Genomic DNA, 16,894 nt, shown 5'->3' with positions numbered 1-16,894 from the left:
TATATGAGATAAATCCCGCTTGCCACGCCTGGCCCGCCCACCATCCCGCAGACGGTTGCGAACCGTAGCCCCGGTAAGCAAAGCGCCACCGGGGGACAAGCCAGTTCGCCACGGCGAAAAACTCACTCCATCGCCACCTTCACCGCCTCGCCCAGCTTCACCATCACCTCCCGATGCTTCTCGATCGGCGGCAGGGCGCAGTTGATCCTGACGCAATTGCGATATTTCCCGGACGCCGAGAACAGCGAACCCGGCGCGACCTGGATTTTCATGCGGCACAGTTGCTTCGCGACGCAGACCATATCGACATGCTCCGGTAGCTCAACCCACAGCATATAGCCGCCTTTTGGCCGGGTGACGCAGATCCCACACGGAAAATACTCCCGCAGCCAGCAGGTATAGATTTCCATATTGCGCTGGTAGATCTGCCGCATCCGACGTACGTGACGGTGGTAGTGGCCTTCGCGAATAAAAATGGATGCCGCCAGTTGCGTCGAGGGAACGTTGGTGCCGCTGGCGGCGTATTTCATCTGCAATAGCCGGTCGTAATAGCGGCCGGGCGCGATCCAGCCGATGCGCAGGCCCGGCGCGATAGTTTTAGTAAAAGAACTACACAACATTACCCGTCCGTCGATATCCCATGAATGGATGGTGCGCGGACGCGGGTAGTCGGTGGCCAGCTCGCCGTAGATATCATCTTCAAAAATAACGATATCGTGACGTTGGGCGAGGGTGAGTATCGCGCGTTTGCGGGCGTCTGGCATGATAAAACCCTGCGGATTATTGCAGTTCGGCACCAGGATAACGCCTTTGATCGGCCACTGATCTAATGCCAGCTCCAGCGCTTCCAGGCTGATCCCGCTATCCGGATCGGTCGGGATCTCAATGGCCTTCAGCCCCAAACCGCGCAGCAGCTGCATGGTGCCGTAATAGGTCGGGGACTCCACGGCGACGATGTCGCCAGGCTGGCACACCGACAGCAGGGCCAGCGACAGGGCGCTATGGCAGCCGCTGGTGATCACTAAATCATCGACGGTGACCACGGAACCGCCGTCGAGCATCAGGCGGGCGATTTGTTCGCGCAGCTCTCGGCGCCCGGCCAGTTCGTCGTAGTTCAGCACTTCGTTGATATTGTGCTGGATAACCCGACTCAGCTCACGCCACAACGGCTTCAGGCTGGGTTGAGTGACGTCCGGCGAGCCGCCGCCGAAGGGAATAATGCTTTTGTCATTGCGGGCGTCGAGCATGGTCAGCACCTGATCCCACTGGGTGATCTCCACCGGGCGCTGAACCGGGCGCGACATCGGCGGCACCGGCGGCTGCGCTTTACGCGGGGCGACAAAATAGCCGGAACGCGGCTGCGGGGTGATTAGCCGCTGCTGTTCCAGCATTTGATAGGCCTGCTGGACGGTGCTGATGCTGACACCGTGCTCCTGACTCAGGCTGCGTACCGATGGCAGTTTTTCGCCGTCGCGATACAGCCCTTGCTCAATACGTTCTGCCAGCAGGCTGGCCAGATGTTGGTAACGCGTCATGCTGTATCCCTTATTGCCGCCATACAGATAGATAAACCAGTACAGATGAATGAAAAAAAAGCCACGCAGATACCGTTTTAGCCAATCTGTATGTTAAAGAAAAGAGTTTTGTGCATCTGTATTGTCTGGCCTCCGATCCGCGAAGATAAAGACTCTGGCAAGGTGAGGAGGTGGAGTATGGAATTTCATGAGAACCGGGCAAGACAGCCGTTTATCGGCTTCATATTACTGGGCAGAATGATAAGAAAATGGTGGCTTCGGCAGCAAACGCGACGGATTTTGCAGCGAATGAGCGATGAACAGCTGAAAGATGTCGGCCTGCGGCGCGATCAGCTCAATTAAAAAGTCCGGTCTTTCACCCGGCGCTTGTCCGTAGCCCCGGTAAGCGGTAGCGCGACCGGGGAAATGTCCGCCAGGGTTATACATTCACAATATTTATCAATTAATGCTTCTGCGTCCGCTGTTTCTTGATACTTACCCTGATAAGTATTATTTTGCTCTCAGTTAACTGAGGAAAGAAACATGACCGAAGACGAATTGTTCGCCCGCCGCCCGATGGGGATGCGGATGGCGATGGTGGTCCGCCAGTGGCGCGCGACCATCGACTCTGCTATCACCGATACCGGCCTGACCCAGTCAAGCTGGACGGTGCTGATGCAGCTGCATCAACTGGGGGATAACGTCTCGGTCAGCGAACTGGCGGAAGTGCAGGGTATTGAACTGCCGCCGCTGATGCGCACCCTCACGCAGCTCGAAAGTCAGGGCTATCTGCTGCGTTCAACATCGCCCTATGACAAACGCATACGCCTGCTGACGCTGACGGCGGAAGGCCTGTCGATACTGGAAGATCTGAACCGTGTGATTGAGACCTATCAATCCCGGGTCACCCGGACCATTCCTGCGGACGATCTCGCCACCTTCAGCGCCACCTTAAATCACATCGCCTGCAATTTGCGGACAATCCGCGAAGAAGATAACAAGATCTAAACTATGATGACCCCTGAACAAAAATTTGCCCGCTGGGTAAGGGTGAGTATTGCCGCTTTCCTGGCTATATTCGCCTGGTTTATCGTTGCCGATATCTGGATCCCGCTGACGCCGGACTCGACCGTCATGCGGGTGGTGACGCCCGTTGCACCGCGGGTCTCCGGCTATGTGTCGCAGGTCTATGTGCACAACAATAGCCAGGTGAAGAAGGGAGACCTGCTCTATGAGCTGGATCCGACGCCGTTTATCAATAAAGTCCAGGCGGCACAGATTGCGCTTGCCCAGGCGAAGCTGAGCAACCAGCAGCTCGATGCGCAGATCGCCGCCGCGCGCGCCAACCTGCGCACCGCGCAGTACACCGCCCGCAACGATAAGGTCACCCTCGATCGCTACCAGCGCTTGAGCACCATGCAAAACGTTTCGCAAGCGGATCTCGATAAGGTACGCACCACCTGGCAGACCAGCGAACAGGCGGTAAGCGCGCTGAATGCCAGCATTCAGAATCTGCTCATTCAACGCGGGGAGCGCGACGACAGCCGTAACGTGACGCTGCAAAAATACCGCAACGCGCTGGAAGAGGCGCAGCTCAACCTTGGCTGGAGCAAAGTCTACGCCGAAACGGACGGGATGGTGAGCAACCTGCAGCTCAACCCCGGCCTGTATGCCACCGCCGCTACGCCGCTGTTGGCGCTGGTCAGCAACCATACTGATATTGTCGCCGATTTTCGTGAGAAGAGTCTGCGCCACACCGGGGTGAATACTGATGCCGCGGTGGTCTTCGATGCTCTGCCGGGCAACGTCTTTCCGGCGCACGTTACCAGCAGCGATGCCGGGATTTTAGCCGGCCAGGAAGAGGTCAACGGCCAGCTGTCGCAGCCCGAGCAGTCTACCCGCTGGGTGCGCGATGCCCAACGTATGCGGATCCACGTCGCCCTCGATGAACCTCTGGACAAACCGTTGCCGACCGGCGCCCGCGCCACGGTTCAGCTCTATAACAGCGACGGTCCGTTCGCCCGCACCTTCGCCGGTCTGCAGATCCATCTGGTGAGCCTGCTGCACTATGTCTATTAATACGCTGGCTCGCGTTTTCACCCCGCACGGTAATATCGTTTACACGGCGAATGACTTTCGTCAGACGCTGCGGATCGCCTTCGCCGGGATGATAGCGCTGAGTATCTCGACCTTCTACGACGTGCAGTACGGCGTCTTCTTTGTCGTCTATCCGCTGATGCTGCTGTCGCTGGTGCCGGTCTTTAATCGTCACGTCGCCAGGCAGTTTATGTTCAGTGCAGCGGTAAACTGCGTCGAAATGGTGCTGATCGTCGGATATTTATCGCAATGGCCGATTGTGATGACGCTGGTGGTTTTCGGCCTCTATGTGATGCGTTTTCGCTTTATGAGCCAGGGACCGCTGTTTCTGCTGGGGTCGATGGGGGTGGTCTGTCAGAGCACGATGCTCAACTTTATGAGCTATCCCACCAGCAGCTGGCACACGCTGCTGTTCTCTAATATGGAAGCCTGCGTGATGGCGGTGGCGCTCAGCGCGTTAATGAATTACCTGATTCCGGATGTCGAACCGCGTAAGCCGCCGCCGCGAATCGAGAAAGACGCCGCCCGGGTGCGCCATGAATCGCTGCTCTCCGGCACCGTCGCCACCCTGATTTTCGTGGTCTTCCAGATCTGCGATCTCAGCGATTCTCTTTCGGCGCTGATGGCGGGGATCCTGATCCTGTTCCCGATGCACTATCGCGGCGCGGTAATAAGCTCGCTGTGGCGCGTTGTGGGCGTGGTGTTGTCCTGCCTGTATATTCTGGTGGTACAATTGCTTATCTATGATTTCAGCAATCATATGATATTGATGATGCCGCTGATTGGCCTGGGGCTGGCCTTTAGCGCCCGCCTGCATGTCATGGAAAAGGTTGGCGCCGGGGTCGGTTTCGCCAGCATCACCACCATCGGGATTATGTTCGGCCAGAACCTGCATCCGGACCAGGATCTGATCTTCAGCGACCTCTATCGCATTACCTCGGTAACCACCTCGCTTATCGTTACGCTGACGCTGGTTTTCCTCGTGCATCGGATTCTGAACTGCTTTGCGCCGACGCGGTTTGTCATCACGGAATAACCTCAGGCCGCCAACGCGCGCAACTGGCGATCGGGTGATTGACGGGGGATCGCAATGGCCACCGTGCTCGCTTTACGCCGGGTGGCGGCTGGCGCCTTACCCGGCCTACAAAACTGCCGCTGTGCCTGCTTTACGCCGGGTGGCGGCTGGCGCCTTACCCGGCCTACAAAACTGCCGCTGTGCCTGCTTTACGCCGGGTGGCGGCTGGTGCCTTACCCGGCCTACAAAACTGCCGCTGTGCCTGCTTTACGCCGGGTGGCGGCTGGCGCCTTACCCGGCCTACAAAACTGCCGCTGTGCCTGCTTTACGCCGGGTGGAGGCTGGTGCCTTACCCGGCCTACAAAACTGCCGCTGTGCCTGCTTTACGCCGGGTGGCGGCTGGCGCCTTACCCGGCCGATAAAACGGCCACTGTGCCTGCTTTACGCCGGGTGGTGGCTGGCGCCTTACCCGGCCTACAAAATTGCCGCTGTGCGCGCTTTATGCGGGGAGCGGCTCGGCCTACAAACAGACCGGGGCAGGGCAATCCGCGATCGACTGTAGGCCCGCGCAAGCGAAGCGCCGCCGGGCGATAATTGACGCCCTGGCAGGGACAGCCCTTACGCCTGCTGCGGAAAGTTAGCCAGTAGCTGGTAATCATCCCCGGCAACGTGGAATATGGCTTCCGTTTGGCCGGGGATAACCCACTGCTGCTCTTCTCCCGGCAGATAGCGCAGATAAATGCATAATCCGCAACCGCCGCGCAGCTGGCGTGGGATATCCTTGACCTGAAAGGATAATCCCGCCGCCTGCGGGGCTTTGCGTATCCGCACCACCCCTGCCGTCGAATGAAATAAAAACAGATATACCGTCATCCTTGTCGCCTCTGGCGTTGGCCGATCAGCGCCGCGCCGATGGCTCCGGCAAACTGGGCGTCCGGGTGCCTGTGCACCGTCATGCCGAGGTGGCGCTCCAGCATCGCGGCGAACGTCGCGCAGCGGCTGACGCCGCCGGTAAACAGCAGCGGCCCCTGTGCTGGCAGTCGACCGATGAAGTGAGCGCTGCGTCGGGCCATGGCGTTAATCACCCCGGCCAGAATGGCCTCTGGCGGTACCCCCGCCGATCGCAGGCTGATCGCCTCGGACTCGGCGAAGACCGTGCACATGCTGGTGATGGCGTGCGGCGCAACGCCCTCGGTGAGGGTATCCAGCCGCTCGACGCTGGCGCCGAGCGTGCGCGAAATCACCTCGAGAAAGCGCCCGGTGCCCGCCGCGCATTTATCGTTCATCAGGAAGGCGCTGAGATTGCCGTACTTATCAAGCTGGATAACCTTACTGTCCTGGCCGCCGATATCAATCATCGTGCGGGCTGTGGGAGCCAGCAAGCGGGTGCCAGGCCCGTGGCAGGAAATCTCCGTCACCTGCTTATCGGCGAAATCCACCAGCTGGCAGCCATAGCCGGTTAAGGTCAAAAACGGTCGGGATGCCAGCCCTGCTGGCGGGCTTCGGAGAACTGAGCGAAAATAGCGGGTAGATCGGTGATAAGGGACATGGTTTTCCTTCCCCGTACACGGGAGATGATGAAAGAACCTGTATTATAACCCTGTTAATCGTGTGTTTATTGATCTCCGCAGGCGTTGACCGGGCTAATAGACCTTTTTCAGATCCATCTCCTCCTGAATCCGCTCGCTCCAGGCGAGATGGGTCCGGATGGCCTCCTCGATACCGGCGTTGTAAAACAGCGGCCCCAGCTCTTTGGCGATAAAGTCGACAAAAAACTCGGCGTCGAATTGCTCCAGTTCGAGGTCGAAATGGGTTTCGCAGTATTTTCTTAGCTTTTCGCATAACAGGTCGCGCTGCGGCGGGCTGAGTTCAATATCGCTCATCTTTGCTCTTTCTCCGTGTGGTTATGTGCCGGGGTCATCAGGATTGCCGGGCTTCGATGGCCGCTTCCGAACGTTGGCGCAGGTTGTGCAATAACCCGACCAGGCAGCAGGAGGCCGCGATCCCGGCGACCACCGCCAGCATGTGGAACGGCAATCTGCCGCCGTGAAACCATAGCCAGCGTGCCGCCTCAATGGAAAGCGCGCTGACGCTGAGGATCACGATATTCAGCGACGCGGAGACGGTGCCCTTCGGCAGATCGTTGGAAAACAGGGTAAAGCGGAACAGCGTCGGGAAAATCAGCCCGATGCCGAAAGAGTAAAAGCAGGTCCCCAGCACCGACCAGAGCCAGACGTGCGGCCATGCCAGGTTGCCGAAAATCAGCAGCGCCAGCCCGATGGCCTGGATGGGGACCGCGCTCAGCACAAAGCGCGGGCGCGTGGGGTCCCGCACCCAGCGCGCTACCGACAGGTTGGCGATAATCACCGCGCTAAAGACCGGCACCTGCACCCAGGCGAATTCGCCGCTGCTGAGCCCGCCGTCATCCATTAAAATAACCGGCGAGACGGCGACCCAGCTCATCAGCGGGATATAGCTCAAGGAGAGCGTGGCGGCGCCGGATAAAAAGATCCGATTGCGGAAGACGTCGCGGAAGTCACGAACCACGCTACCGGCGCTGAAGGGCACGTCGCCGCGACGCACCGTTTCCGGCATGTTCAGCAGCAGCCCCAGCCAGGCGATAAATCCCATCGCGGCGATAATGCCGAACAGGACTTTCCAGTGGACGAAGTGCATCAGCGCCGCGCCGGAAAGCGGGCCGACGATCGGCGCTATCAGCACGATCGAGGTGATCACCGCCATCAGCTTAATCGATCTTTTCTCGTCAAAGGCCTCCTGCACGGTGACGTAGCCGACCGTGGCGATAAAACAGATGCTGGTGCCCTGAACGAAGCGCGCGACGAGGAACTGCGTCATGGAGGTGGTCAACATCGTCGCGAGGCAGGCAAGAGTGAAGATCAGCGCCCCGGCGAGCAGCACCGGTCGACGGCCGATACGGTCTGAGAGCGGTCCCAGCAACCACTGCAGGGCCATACCGCCGGCCATATACACGCTGACCGAAGCCGGCGCCAGCGCCACGTCGGCGTTGAAATCGCGCACCACGTGGATGATCCCCGGCTGGATAAGGTCGGTGGTCAGATAGGCGGAAAAATCATAGAGAATCAACGCGATGGGAAAGACAAGCGTCGCGGAATGACGAGCAAATAGTCGCGATATCCATAACATAGCCTGCTCCCTCCTTATCGGGTCGTTATCGCCGGAAGCGTTGTGATGCTACCATTTTCAACCAATCTTAAGATGTAGCAGCGTCGGGATCTGCGAGAACAGCCACAGCAGCAGGCCGATAGATCCGCCGACCAGGGTGCCGTTGATACGGATAAACTGCAGGTCTTTGCCGATATTGAGCTCAATTTGCCGCGACATATCCCGCGCATCCCAGCTTTTGACCGTATCGCTGATGTGCCGGGTCAGGAAGGCGGCAAACTCCGGCGCCACCCGATGTGCCGCCTGCTCCAGGTGTTCGTTCAGCGACTCGCGCAGCGCGTCATCGTGGAGCAGCGTTTCGCCAAACCACTGCCCGGCATCGGCAATCCGCTGTTGAATCTGTGAGTCGTCGCGGGTGACATCATTTTTAATCCACGTCCGCAGGTCGGCCCATACCTCGCCAAGGTAGCGGTTGAAAGTCTCATCGTTTTTCAGATATGCCTTCATATTCTCCGCTTTTTCCGCCAGCAGCGGATCGGTTTTCAGGTTATCGATCAGTTTTAAGGTGGCGCGATCGAACGCCTGGCGGATCTGATGGCTGCGATCCTGGGTGACTTCGTCGAGCAGGGTATTGACCGCGTCGGTCACCATGTCGGCGCTGTGTTCGCCCAGCCATTCGGTGGGCAGAATTTTGGCCTTCAGCGGGTGCTCGGTCTCCAGCCAATGGACAATACCGCGAGCAATAAACGCGCGCGAACTGTCGCGCTGCAGCAACGCAATGAGCTGGCTAATGAGCGAATCCAGCAGCTTCTGATGGCGATGGTTGCGGGTTAATCCCTCCAGCATCATGGCGCTGGTCTGCGTCAGATCGACCTTATCAATCGCTTTATGTACCGCCCGGCGCAGCAGGCGCTGGATGCGGGCATCGTCGGTCAGTTCCAGAAAACCGCTCATCACCTGCAGCAGATGGTGACCCACTCGCCGGGCGTTTTCCGGCTGGCTGAACCAGTTGCCGAGCATCAGGGCCGGTTCATAGCGACGGATGAGCGCCACCAGTGAAGGGGTATCGAGAAATTTTTCCTGCACGAAATAGCCAAGATTATCGGCGATTCTGTCCTTATTGCGGGGAATAATCGCCGTATGCCGGGAGATAAACGGCAGCGGGATACGGCGAAACAGAGCCACCACCGCGAACCAGTCGGCCAGCGCCCCGACCATCGCCGCTTCGGAGATGGCTTTTAGCGCGCTGACCCACGGCGTTGGCGGCAGTAGCAGCGTGGTGATAAAAATGGCGACCGCAATCAGCAGTAGCGACAGCGCCAGCAGTTTGGCGCGTTTTAGTTCAGCGATTTTTTCCATAGGCTTAAGCATATAGCCTGACGGCGGACTCGTGCAAAAACTGCCACACAATCCAGCCGCCAAAAGCCATCAGTATACCGCCCGCCGCCCGCTCAACGCGCCAGACGACGGCGGAAAGGCGACGCTGCACCGCTGGCAGGGCAATCATCGTCACCAGCAAGAGATCCCACAGCAGCACGACACTGGTCATCCAGACTCCGCTGACGGCCTGCTGCGTCAGGGTGACGTCCGGCCCCAGCAGCGAAGTCATCAGCGCCAGATAAAACAGGGCGTTTTTGGGATTGAGCAGCGAAGAACCCAGCCCCAGCAGAAGCTGTTTTGCCAGCGACGGGCATGAAGCCGAGGCGCCGTCGGGAGCCAGCGCCGACGGGCGACTTTGCAGCAGCCGACTGCCAATCCACAGCAGATATGCCGCCCCCAGCAGCTCGACAACGGTAAACAGCAGCGGCGCCTGACGCAGCACGCCCCAGCCGATAATCGCCAGCACGATGTACAGCCCGTTTCCGGCGGCGATACCGACGCACAGGCCGGCGCTGCCGCGCAGGCGATAGCGGATGGCGTAGCCCATCAGTAAAAAGAAATCCGGCCCCGGACTCAGCAGAGCAACGAAGTGGGAGAGTACCAGCGCCGGAAACGCGGGCGGGAAAAACGACGTAAACATGTCCATAGCGACCTCAGAAAGAACCTGAGATCAGCCTATGGCAAGCGGAGCGCTAATTATTGTCTGATATTGATCGACCCAGCGCGTACTGGCGCGGCGTGGCGGCGGTGTAGCTGACAAAGGTTTTGTGGAAATGGCTCTGGTCGGCAAACCCGGCCTGGTAGCCGACGTCGGCGATCTCATCCCCGGCGCGCAGGCGCGTTTTGGCAAATTCAATGCGCGCCATATTCATAAAGCTGGCGGGGGTCAGGCCGGTGTCCTGCTTAAAGGTGCGGATCAGCGTCTCTTTGCGCAGGGCGAACTCGTGGGCCAGCGCATCAAGAGAGGGCGGCTGCTGTAGATCGGCCGCCAGGCGACTGAAAAGCTGTGAACTGGTCGCGCGCAGCGGTAGTGGCGGGGCGGCATAGAGCGGGAGCGCCCGGAGCAATTGCGCGATCTGTTCGGGGAGCGCCGCCGTTTGCTGCCGATCCATCAGCGTCACAATCTGCTGATATCGTGCGAAAAGCTCAGGATCGCGGATCACCGGATGCGGCGCGTTCATCTGCGCCTGGCTCGGGAGAAGCGGCAGCTGTTGCCGGCACCACGTCATGTCGAGGTACAGCATATGGTAGCTGCGCGGCCGGCCGTCGCGCGGGTTACAGCTGTGCGGCGCTTGAGCGGGGATAATGATCAGATCGCCGGGACGCAGCAGATATTCCTGCCCGTTGCACAGACAGCACGTTTCCCCTTCGATAATCGCCCCCAGAGAGAGCTGCGAATGGCGGTGCCGTTTATAGGCCTGGCGGCTTTGCCGGGTGCTGCGCAGTTCCAGCCAGGGCAGCTGTTCGTCGCGCCAGAAGATTTGCAGGATATCGCGCGTATGGCTCACGAAAGACTCCTTAGCGAAGGGGATAGGGGGTTTATAGCATGTCCTCCGGGGCCTGTCTGCGGGGGCGTTCTGAGAGCGGGCAGGCAAAAAATTGTCGTTATTACCGCCGGATAAAAATATCTTCCGTCCCGGCGCGCAAAGAGATAAGCGGCGGCGTGTGCGCTGGGCTACCGGTGGGTAGAGTCGTTTTCGTGTCCCTCCGCGCAGGCCATTTACCATGCAAAAAGGCTCAACGTCGACGCCGCATGATGCGGTTTTCAAAAAGTTTCTCCGGCATACGGAGACCGCGCGAGATTTTTTGGATATCCATCTGCCGTCCTCGCTACGCCAGCTTTGCGATCTGCAGACGCTACGGCTTGAATCCGCAAGTTTTATTGAGGAGGACCTGCATGCTTGCTACTCCGATGTGCTTTGGTCGTTAAAAACCACCGCCGGAGAGGGCTATATTTACGTCGTTATTGAGCACCAAAGCTCGCCGGATGCCCATATGGCCTTCAGGCTGATACGCTATGCCATTGCGGCAATGCAGCGTCATCTGGATGCCGGACATAAACGCCTGCCGTTGGTAGTACCCATGCTGTTCTATCACGGTATCGCCACGCCTTATCCGTATTCGTTGTGCTGGCTGGATGGCTTTACCCACCCGGCTCATGCCCGCGGATTATATACGACCGCTTTTCCGCTGGTGGATATTACGGTGATCCCGGATGACGAGATCGTCCAGCACCGACGCGTAGCGCTGCTGGAGTTCATGCAAAAGCATATCCGCCAGCGCGATTTGACGGGGCTGGTTGAGCAGCTAATTGTCATTTTGGTTAAGGAATATACTAATGACGGCCAGCTAAAAACGTTGTTTAATTACCTGGTATATTCCGGTGATGCCCCCCGTTTTGGCAGGTTTATTCGTGAGCTCGCCCGGCGGGCGCCGCAACATCATAAGGAGGGGCTGATGACTATTGCGGAAAGACTCAAGGAAGTTGGGCGTAGAAAAGGGCGCCGCGAAGGCCAGCGAGCCGAAGGGCTGCGCATTGCCCGTACGATGCTGGCGAATGGCATCGCTCTGGAGACGGTGCTGCGCGTCACCGGTCTGTCAGAAGAGGAGATTACCGCTGCTAAGCGTTGATTGTGTCGCCACATGGCCTTATCAGGCGGACTGGCCGCTATTACTGACTTCCTCGTTAAGCCTGTTCTTCGCCGGATATCGTCTGACGATCTCCGGCCGGAATCCTCCGTAAATACCTGACTTTACCTTCATGTCCAGCTATATTTACTAGTTTTAATGCTACTGAGTAGTTTTTATGACTACGTAAATAGCGATAACAAGAGACATACGATATGGCTTATCAGACGGTGAATCCTGCTAATAATCAGTTGATTAAACAGTACGCTGCGCACAGCGATGCGGATGTCGAAGCGGCGCTGCAGAAGGTGATGCTCCATCGCCTGTAGTTTTTCACGCTGTTATTCAGACCTTCCGGTGCGGCATAACCTTCGCATTCTTATGTCATGCACGCCTCGGCAGGTTTAACGTCTGGTCTGTTTTTTTATATTTTCATTGGTATCCGGGTAATTGATTTACATCAAATGAGGTCTTGTTTAATACGTCTTGTTTATTTTTAGTACTATCGACTAAAAGCGATGCAATATAAAGGTTTTTATCTGGTGTGTAATATTTTAATTGTCAATATTGAGCTGGTTAAATGAGCTTTGTAAGCATTGGTGTTTATTGTATAAATTGGCAGGGTGAGATTTTTATCTTAAAACAAGAAACTCTGGCAATATATAAAAGAACAGTTGATGTTATAGTGTATGCTCATTCAAAAGAAAGTGCCCTCGGCTTCACTTTATTATTCATGGTATGTATTACATCTCCGCCATTAACCGCGGTATATATAGCTGAGGAGAATAAAAAAGATAATTTTTTGACATGTAGTCAATGCCAAATCGCCTGTGCAACGAAGTGAAGAGTGTACCATTTTAAATAATCCAGCATTAAATAATGGGGCTGATGTTTAGAATCTATTATTGTCGCCACGTGGGAAAGGTATGCTATTGATATGGTGAATATATTAGGGAGATATGATGACAGCAGGAAGTCTTGAAAAAATAGCCGGCAGGATTGCAGATATTATTTTATCGCCAGAGACCCTTCCGGGATTGATAAATGGTGCTTTAACTGTACCTCTCGACCTCGGATATCTTGCTCGTGGTTTTTTTGACACCGATAATCGATTTGCTCACCAGACACAACGAATCAGAATGGCACAAGCTATTCATAATGACATTCTTAACTATAACCACATCATCAATGCTGTAGAGCTTATCTTCCAAAAATTCAATAAATACCTGACTATTCATCAACAAGACGCCGTGTATCGTGCCGTTATTTCATTCGTTGCAGGCCGCTTCCTGGCAGCGAAAATCTCCGCCACTATTGCTGGTGCCGTTCTCGCACGTCTTTCATTCATCAGCGCTAAAAGCGGAGCAAGAGCCACCAGTCAAATAGCTATGCTTATTGGTGGAATGAGCGAGCGTTCCATAAGGACTTCTGAAAGTCTTGCCAATGAAGATCCAGAAGTGTACGAGATCCTACGTCCACATGATTATGATTTGACATATTTCCTCATTGAGCCTGCGGTCAAACCGTTCGTGGATGCTATCCACATTGCCGTCACCCGCGGGCAGTCCGCATTTGACAATATAATGAATATCGTTGGGGAGAAGCTCAGTGTCTTTCAATAAGATCTCACGCGGCTTGTTAAATATGCTGCTGTTTGCCATCGTAAATATCTGGGATATTTTCCAGTCGGTGATTTTTGTCGGTGGCTTTATTGTTTGCATCATGCTGCCAGTTGTATGGCCGATGAAATTTGTCTATATGGCAGTATGGTTCATTACAGCCTATGCCATATCTAAACTCGTTGAACGTTTAGACGAGTATCGTAAAAAAGGTAAAAATATAAATTAAGGAAATGGCATGTCAAATCCAGCCTGTTTGTGGTTTACCGATGAGAATGGATCTCCGATTGTCGGTGGTTCCATGGTGCTCGGGCGCGAAGGTTCAATTGAGATAAAATCACTCTCTCATCACCTGACTATTCCGACTGACCGCAACACGGGGAAATTAACCGGTACGCGGATTCATACCCCAATTCTGATACAAAAAGAATTCGACCGCACCACGCCTTTGCTGGCTCGCGCTATCTGCAAAGGGATTACGCTCAGGTCTGCAGAGGTAAAAATGTATCGTATTAACGAGGCAGGGTTTGAGGTCGAGTATTTCAACATTCTTTTAGAAAATGTAAAGGTAACAGGCGTCACTCCCAGTCTACATCCAGGAGCTGTATCGGGAACACATCTGGAAAATATTGAACTGCGTTATGAAACCATCCAGTGGAAGTATACGGACGGGAACATCATCTTTAAAGATGGCTGGAACGAACGAGCGACTGCGTAGCCGGAGGCTGCCTGTCAAAGGCCCGAATTTTTGGGACTAGCCTTGAACGAAATATCTTAGCCGGGCGCACGGCAGGTACAGCATTAATCACTGGTGGATCTGGGGATTAGGGTGTTTGTGAACCAGAAGCTGGTGGTGAGTTGCCGGTAATCCATAGACACTAAAGAAAAAACCTGCCGGATGGCAGGTTTTTTTACGCTGACAGGTGGGTCAGAAGGTGATGCCGCCGCCAACATAGGCGCCATCAATCAGGGTATGGTTCGGACGACCGTCTTTCCCGTCAACGCTTACATGGCGGTAACCCACTTTCAGCGTTACCGGGGTAATGGGCGTCCAGCTCACGCCGCCGTTGGCTTCAACGTAGTTTTTCACGCTGTTGTTCAGGCCTTCCGGTGCGGCATAACCTTCGCCGAATACGTGGATGCTGTCGGTCAGCGCAACGTTAACGCCGCCCCCGATAGGGAACGCCACGCCGTTATCGCCTTTTTTCGGGCCCATGTAGATGGCCTTCGCGCCGGCATTGAGCATCACCGGGCCAACTTCCAGGTTATAACCTGCGCCAACGCCGCCGGTCTGGGTACCGTCATCGGTATTTTTCAGCCAGTTGCTTTCGGCATAAAGACCGGAGGAGGATTTACCCAGTTCCATATTAAGGTTGGTAAAGTTTTTACCCTGCTCGACGGTAAAGCCCATCGCCATGGCAGATCCGGAAACAGCGGTCAGCGCGGAAAGAATAAGGATATTGAGCTTTTTCATGGTAGATGCCTCGTCGTAAAACTAATCTGCGGATACCCTATCAAACGATTTTTAAAACTGCAAACATGATCATTTTCGATGCTTTATTCTGATCTTGTTATTTAAATGCTTTGCGGATGTTGTAAATTGGTTTCTTTGTCGCGGCGTCAATCATTAACGTTTTGCTGTTTAGGGTCAGTTTAGCTGTTTGGCTAAACCTGAATTGAACAAACGGGGAAAATGAGTTGCCGATAAAATAGTCTACCTCTGTTATTATTCTTGAAAATATTTCAATCGTAACTAATAAAAATTTTAATTTACATTTTTGCTGATAAATTGAGCGGATGATCGTTTATGTTCAACGCGATATCGCTGAGTCGGGCGAAAGATTATGCCCCGACTGCCATCAGCGTATTACCGTGTGATGTGCAGAAAAGCGGGGCGATAGTGGTGTACTATTTTATGAATTTAACTGATTTTTTTTGAATTAAGATAAAATTGTTGAGAACGAATATATCTTCCGGCGCGCATTTCTTGTCAATATAGCCTTCCGATGTCCTTTCGCGGAATCCATAATGGCCAGGAGCGGCTATGTACTACAGAAATGAAGTCCTCAGTTATTTGCAATCCAATAACATTCTCGCATTGAAACTTGACCATGCGCTGGCGGGCGTTGAAAACGCGCTGGCAGATCAGATTGCATTGACCGGTGCTGGCGCAAAACGCGCGTTGTATTACGCATCCTGTTTTACTGATGAATATCAGGATGTTTGTCAGCGGCAAAAGACAGAGGATGTACGATTTACTCTCGCAGTCATTCACCTTTTTCAGCATGGCGATGTTGTTTATGAAATGCTCAAAGTATATTTTGAGGAAATATTTAAATACAAAACATCCGCTCAAATAGAGTACATCAAGAAAATGCTCATGGCGGTCAATGTACACATTGCGGCGAATTCTCTTAGTGGTCACGGTTTCATATTAGCGGTCACCACCTCGGTTACCGTGGGTATGAATCTAAGCCTTGATATGAGGATCTTAACGGGGCGCGCGGCGGGTATGGCGGTAACGCTCTCTGGCATATATGGGATCGTCCAGAAAGCAGCAGATAGCGCCTGTCGACTTCAGTTTACCTGGCCGGCTCTTTACTCTGCACTCTACGCTCAAGGACTGGAAATGATGTATTTCCTGATAGAACCGCTGTTTGAGCGAGTGGGGGCGCTTAAGGCACAATGGGCATCGGATAGTGATATTGCAGAAATTATTACCAGGATGATTCGATAATTTTGATGAATATTATTAAAAGAATTTTTTGCCGGATATTTAGGTCCTTGGTTTTGCTTTATGGACCGGGGGTGCTGACTTTGTTATTCGCAATGGTGTTTATTCATTTTTTTCCCTCTGGCCCCATTTGGCCGGTGGGAGTGTTCGCTATATTCATAATATATATATTCGCACGTTACGTGAAAGGGTAAACACCAAGAAATAACCGGTTTGTTACATTTATTGATAAGGAAATTATATATGTCTACTCCCGCACACCTCTGGTTTGAGGATGAGAACGGTTCGCCGATTGTTGGCGGCTGTTTAATGCCCCTGCGTGCAGGCTCTATCGAATTAAAATCATTCTCGCACGGCATCACCATTCCCGTTGATCCGCACTGGGGTAAACTTACCGGTACGCGCGTTCATCGGCCGATCGCCATTGTGAAAGAGTTCGACCAGACGACGCCTGTTCTGTATCGCGCGGTGTGCGAAGGCCGTACCCTGAAAAAAGCGACGATCAAGATGTACCGTATTATGGCATCAGGCCTTGAAGCCGAGTATTTCAATATCGTCCTCGACAACGTCAAAATCACCACGGTTGCACCGTACCTTTCCCCCACCGGTCTGAGCAGCACGCACCTTGAAACACTCGAATTGCGTTATGAGGCCATCGTCTGGAAGTACACCGAAGGAAACATTATTTATCGTGATACCTGGAATGAATTCTGTACCGCCTGACGCCTTCACGTTGACCTCCTCCCTCCGGGAGAGGGAGAAG

The 16,894-nt window shown here is 54.6% G+C and carries 18 protein-coding genes and 2 pseudogenes; 11 read left to right on the top strand and 9 right to left on the bottom strand.

Annotation, left to right across the window (positions count from 1 at the left end; translation table 11 throughout):
* Positions 1 to 122: 122 nt before the first annotated feature.
* Complete coding sequence (locus tag CWM52_RS14075) at positions 123 to 1,535, bottom strand: PLP-dependent aminotransferase family protein (RefSeq protein ID WP_100684676.1); 1,413 nt, start codon at positions 1,533 to 1,535, stop codon at positions 123 to 125.
* Positions 1,536 to 1,712: 177 nt separating this feature from the next.
* Here CWM52_RS14075 and CWM52_RS14070 point away from each other — a divergent pair, with 177 nt between their 5' ends.
* The 4 genes from CWM52_RS14070 (at position 1,713) to CWM52_RS14055 (ending at position 4,647) form a co-directional block, all read left to right on the top strand.
* Entirely contained in the window at positions 1,713 to 1,877 is a 165-nt protein-coding gene (locus CWM52_RS14070) for a DUF1127 domain-containing protein (protein WP_100684675.1), read from the top strand.
* Between the two features lie 180 nt (positions 1,878 to 2,057).
* Positions 2,058 to 2,522 (top strand): MarR family transcriptional regulator, encoded by a 465-nt coding sequence (locus CWM52_RS14065; RefSeq protein WP_100684674.1) that lies wholly within the window; start codon positions 2,058 to 2,060, stop codon positions 2,520 to 2,522.
* Between the two features lie 3 nt (positions 2,523 to 2,525).
* Positions 2,526 to 3,593: an HlyD family secretion protein gene (locus CWM52_RS14060; RefSeq protein WP_100684673.1), complete on the top strand. Its 1,068-nt coding sequence runs from the start codon at positions 2,526 to 2,528 to the stop codon at positions 3,591 to 3,593.
* Positions 3,583 to 4,647 carry a DUF2955 domain-containing protein gene (locus CWM52_RS14055; protein WP_100684672.1) on the top strand — a complete coding sequence of 355 codons (1,065 nt, stop codon included), beginning with the start codon at positions 3,583 to 3,585 and terminating at the stop codon, positions 4,645 to 4,647. Before CWM52_RS14060 ends, CWM52_RS14055 begins: the two co-directional genes overlap by 11 nt.
* A gap of 597 nt (positions 4,648 to 5,244) precedes the next feature.
* Here CWM52_RS14055 and CWM52_RS14050 read toward each other — a convergent pair.
* From CWM52_RS14050 to CWM52_RS14020, 7 genes and pseudogenes are all read right to left on the bottom strand, one after another.
* Entirely contained in the window at positions 5,245 to 5,499 is a 255-nt protein-coding gene (locus tag CWM52_RS14050; RefSeq protein WP_100684671.1) for a DUF3343 domain-containing protein, read from the bottom strand.
* Positions 5,496 to 6,140: pseudogene (locus tag CWM52_RS14045) on the bottom strand (acyl-CoA dehydratase activase); the annotation flags it as partial. The gene CWM52_RS14050 and the pseudogene CWM52_RS14045, both read right to left, overlap by 4 nt.
* A 129-nt stretch (positions 6,141 to 6,269) precedes the next feature.
* The gene (locus tag CWM52_RS14040) at positions 6,270 to 6,509 is read right to left on the bottom strand and encodes a DUF2164 domain-containing protein (RefSeq protein WP_100684669.1); all 240 of its coding nucleotides are present in this window, start codon (positions 6,507 to 6,509) and stop codon (positions 6,270 to 6,272) included.
* Between the two features lie 37 nt (positions 6,510 to 6,546).
* The gene (gene mdtM / locus CWM52_RS14035) at positions 6,547 to 7,791 is read right to left on the bottom strand and encodes a multidrug efflux MFS transporter MdtM (RefSeq protein ID WP_100684668.1); all 1,245 of its coding nucleotides are present in this window, start codon (positions 7,789 to 7,791) and stop codon (positions 6,547 to 6,549) included.
* A 57-nt stretch (positions 7,792 to 7,848) separates the two neighbouring features.
* Complete coding sequence (locus CWM52_RS14030; protein ID WP_100684667.1) at positions 7,849 to 9,141, bottom strand: DUF445 domain-containing protein; 1,293 nt, start codon at positions 9,139 to 9,141, stop codon at positions 7,849 to 7,851.
* Positions 9,134 to 9,796 carry a LysE family translocator gene (locus CWM52_RS14025; protein ID WP_100684666.1) on the bottom strand — a complete coding sequence of 221 codons (663 nt, stop codon included), beginning with the start codon at positions 9,794 to 9,796 and terminating at the stop codon, positions 9,134 to 9,136. Before CWM52_RS14025 ends, CWM52_RS14030 begins: the two co-directional genes overlap by 8 nt.
* Positions 9,797 to 9,842: 46 nt before the next feature.
* Entirely contained in the window at positions 9,843 to 10,658 is an 816-nt protein-coding gene (locus CWM52_RS14020; RefSeq protein WP_100684665.1) for an AraC family transcriptional regulator, read from the bottom strand.
* Positions 10,659 to 10,875: 217 nt separating this feature from the next.
* Here CWM52_RS14020 and CWM52_RS14015 point away from each other — a divergent pair, with 217 nt between their 5' ends.
* The 5 genes and pseudogenes from CWM52_RS14015 (at position 10,876) to CWM52_RS14000 (ending at position 14,115) form a co-directional block, all read left to right on the top strand.
* Complete coding sequence (locus CWM52_RS14015; RefSeq protein ID WP_100684664.1) at positions 10,876 to 11,781, top strand: Rpn family recombination-promoting nuclease/putative transposase; 906 nt, start codon at positions 10,876 to 10,878, stop codon at positions 11,779 to 11,781.
* A gap of 212 nt (positions 11,782 to 11,993) precedes the next feature.
* Positions 11,994 to 12,086, top strand: a pseudogene (locus CWM52_RS26830) (hypothetical protein); the annotation flags it as partial.
* Positions 12,087 to 12,737: 651 nt separating this feature from the next.
* Positions 12,738 to 13,400 (top strand): hypothetical protein, encoded by a 663-nt coding sequence (locus CWM52_RS14010; RefSeq protein ID WP_100684663.1) that lies wholly within the window; start codon positions 12,738 to 12,740, stop codon positions 13,398 to 13,400.
* Complete coding sequence (locus CWM52_RS14005) at positions 13,387 to 13,626, top strand: hypothetical protein (RefSeq protein WP_227521298.1); 240 nt, start codon at positions 13,387 to 13,389, stop codon at positions 13,624 to 13,626. The genes CWM52_RS14010 and CWM52_RS14005 overlap by 14 nt, the downstream gene beginning before the upstream one ends.
* A gap of 9 nt (positions 13,627 to 13,635) precedes the next feature.
* The gene (locus CWM52_RS14000; RefSeq protein WP_100684661.1) at positions 13,636 to 14,115 is read left to right on the top strand and encodes an Hcp family type VI secretion system effector; all 480 of its coding nucleotides are present in this window, start codon (positions 13,636 to 13,638) and stop codon (positions 14,113 to 14,115) included.
* A 210-nt stretch (positions 14,116 to 14,325) separates the two neighbouring features.
* Here the strand turns inward: CWM52_RS14000 and CWM52_RS13995 are convergent, their stop codons facing one another.
* Positions 14,326 to 14,871: a YfaZ family outer membrane protein gene (locus CWM52_RS13995; protein ID WP_100684660.1), complete on the bottom strand. Its 546-nt coding sequence runs from the start codon at positions 14,869 to 14,871 to the stop codon at positions 14,326 to 14,328.
* A 570-nt stretch (positions 14,872 to 15,441) separates the two neighbouring features.
* On the opposite strand from CWM52_RS13995, the gene CWM52_RS13990 reads away from it, so the two are divergent.
* Positions 15,442 to 16,134 carry a hypothetical protein gene (locus CWM52_RS13990; protein ID WP_100684659.1) on the top strand — a complete coding sequence of 231 codons (693 nt, stop codon included), beginning with the start codon at positions 15,442 to 15,444 and terminating at the stop codon, positions 16,132 to 16,134.
* Between the two features lie 240 nt (positions 16,135 to 16,374).
* Positions 16,375 to 16,854: an Hcp family type VI secretion system effector gene (locus CWM52_RS13980; protein ID WP_100684657.1), complete on the top strand. Its 480-nt coding sequence runs from the start codon at positions 16,375 to 16,377 to the stop codon at positions 16,852 to 16,854.
* The last annotated feature ends 40 nt before the right edge of the window (positions 16,855 to 16,894 follow it).

It is taken from the genome of Raoultella sp. T31, assembly GCF_002806725.1.
GTDB classification, from domain to species: Bacteria; Pseudomonadota; Gammaproteobacteria; order Enterobacterales; family Enterobacteriaceae; genus Klebsiella; species Klebsiella electrica.
This window is presented reverse-complemented; position numbering and strand designations above follow the sequence as displayed.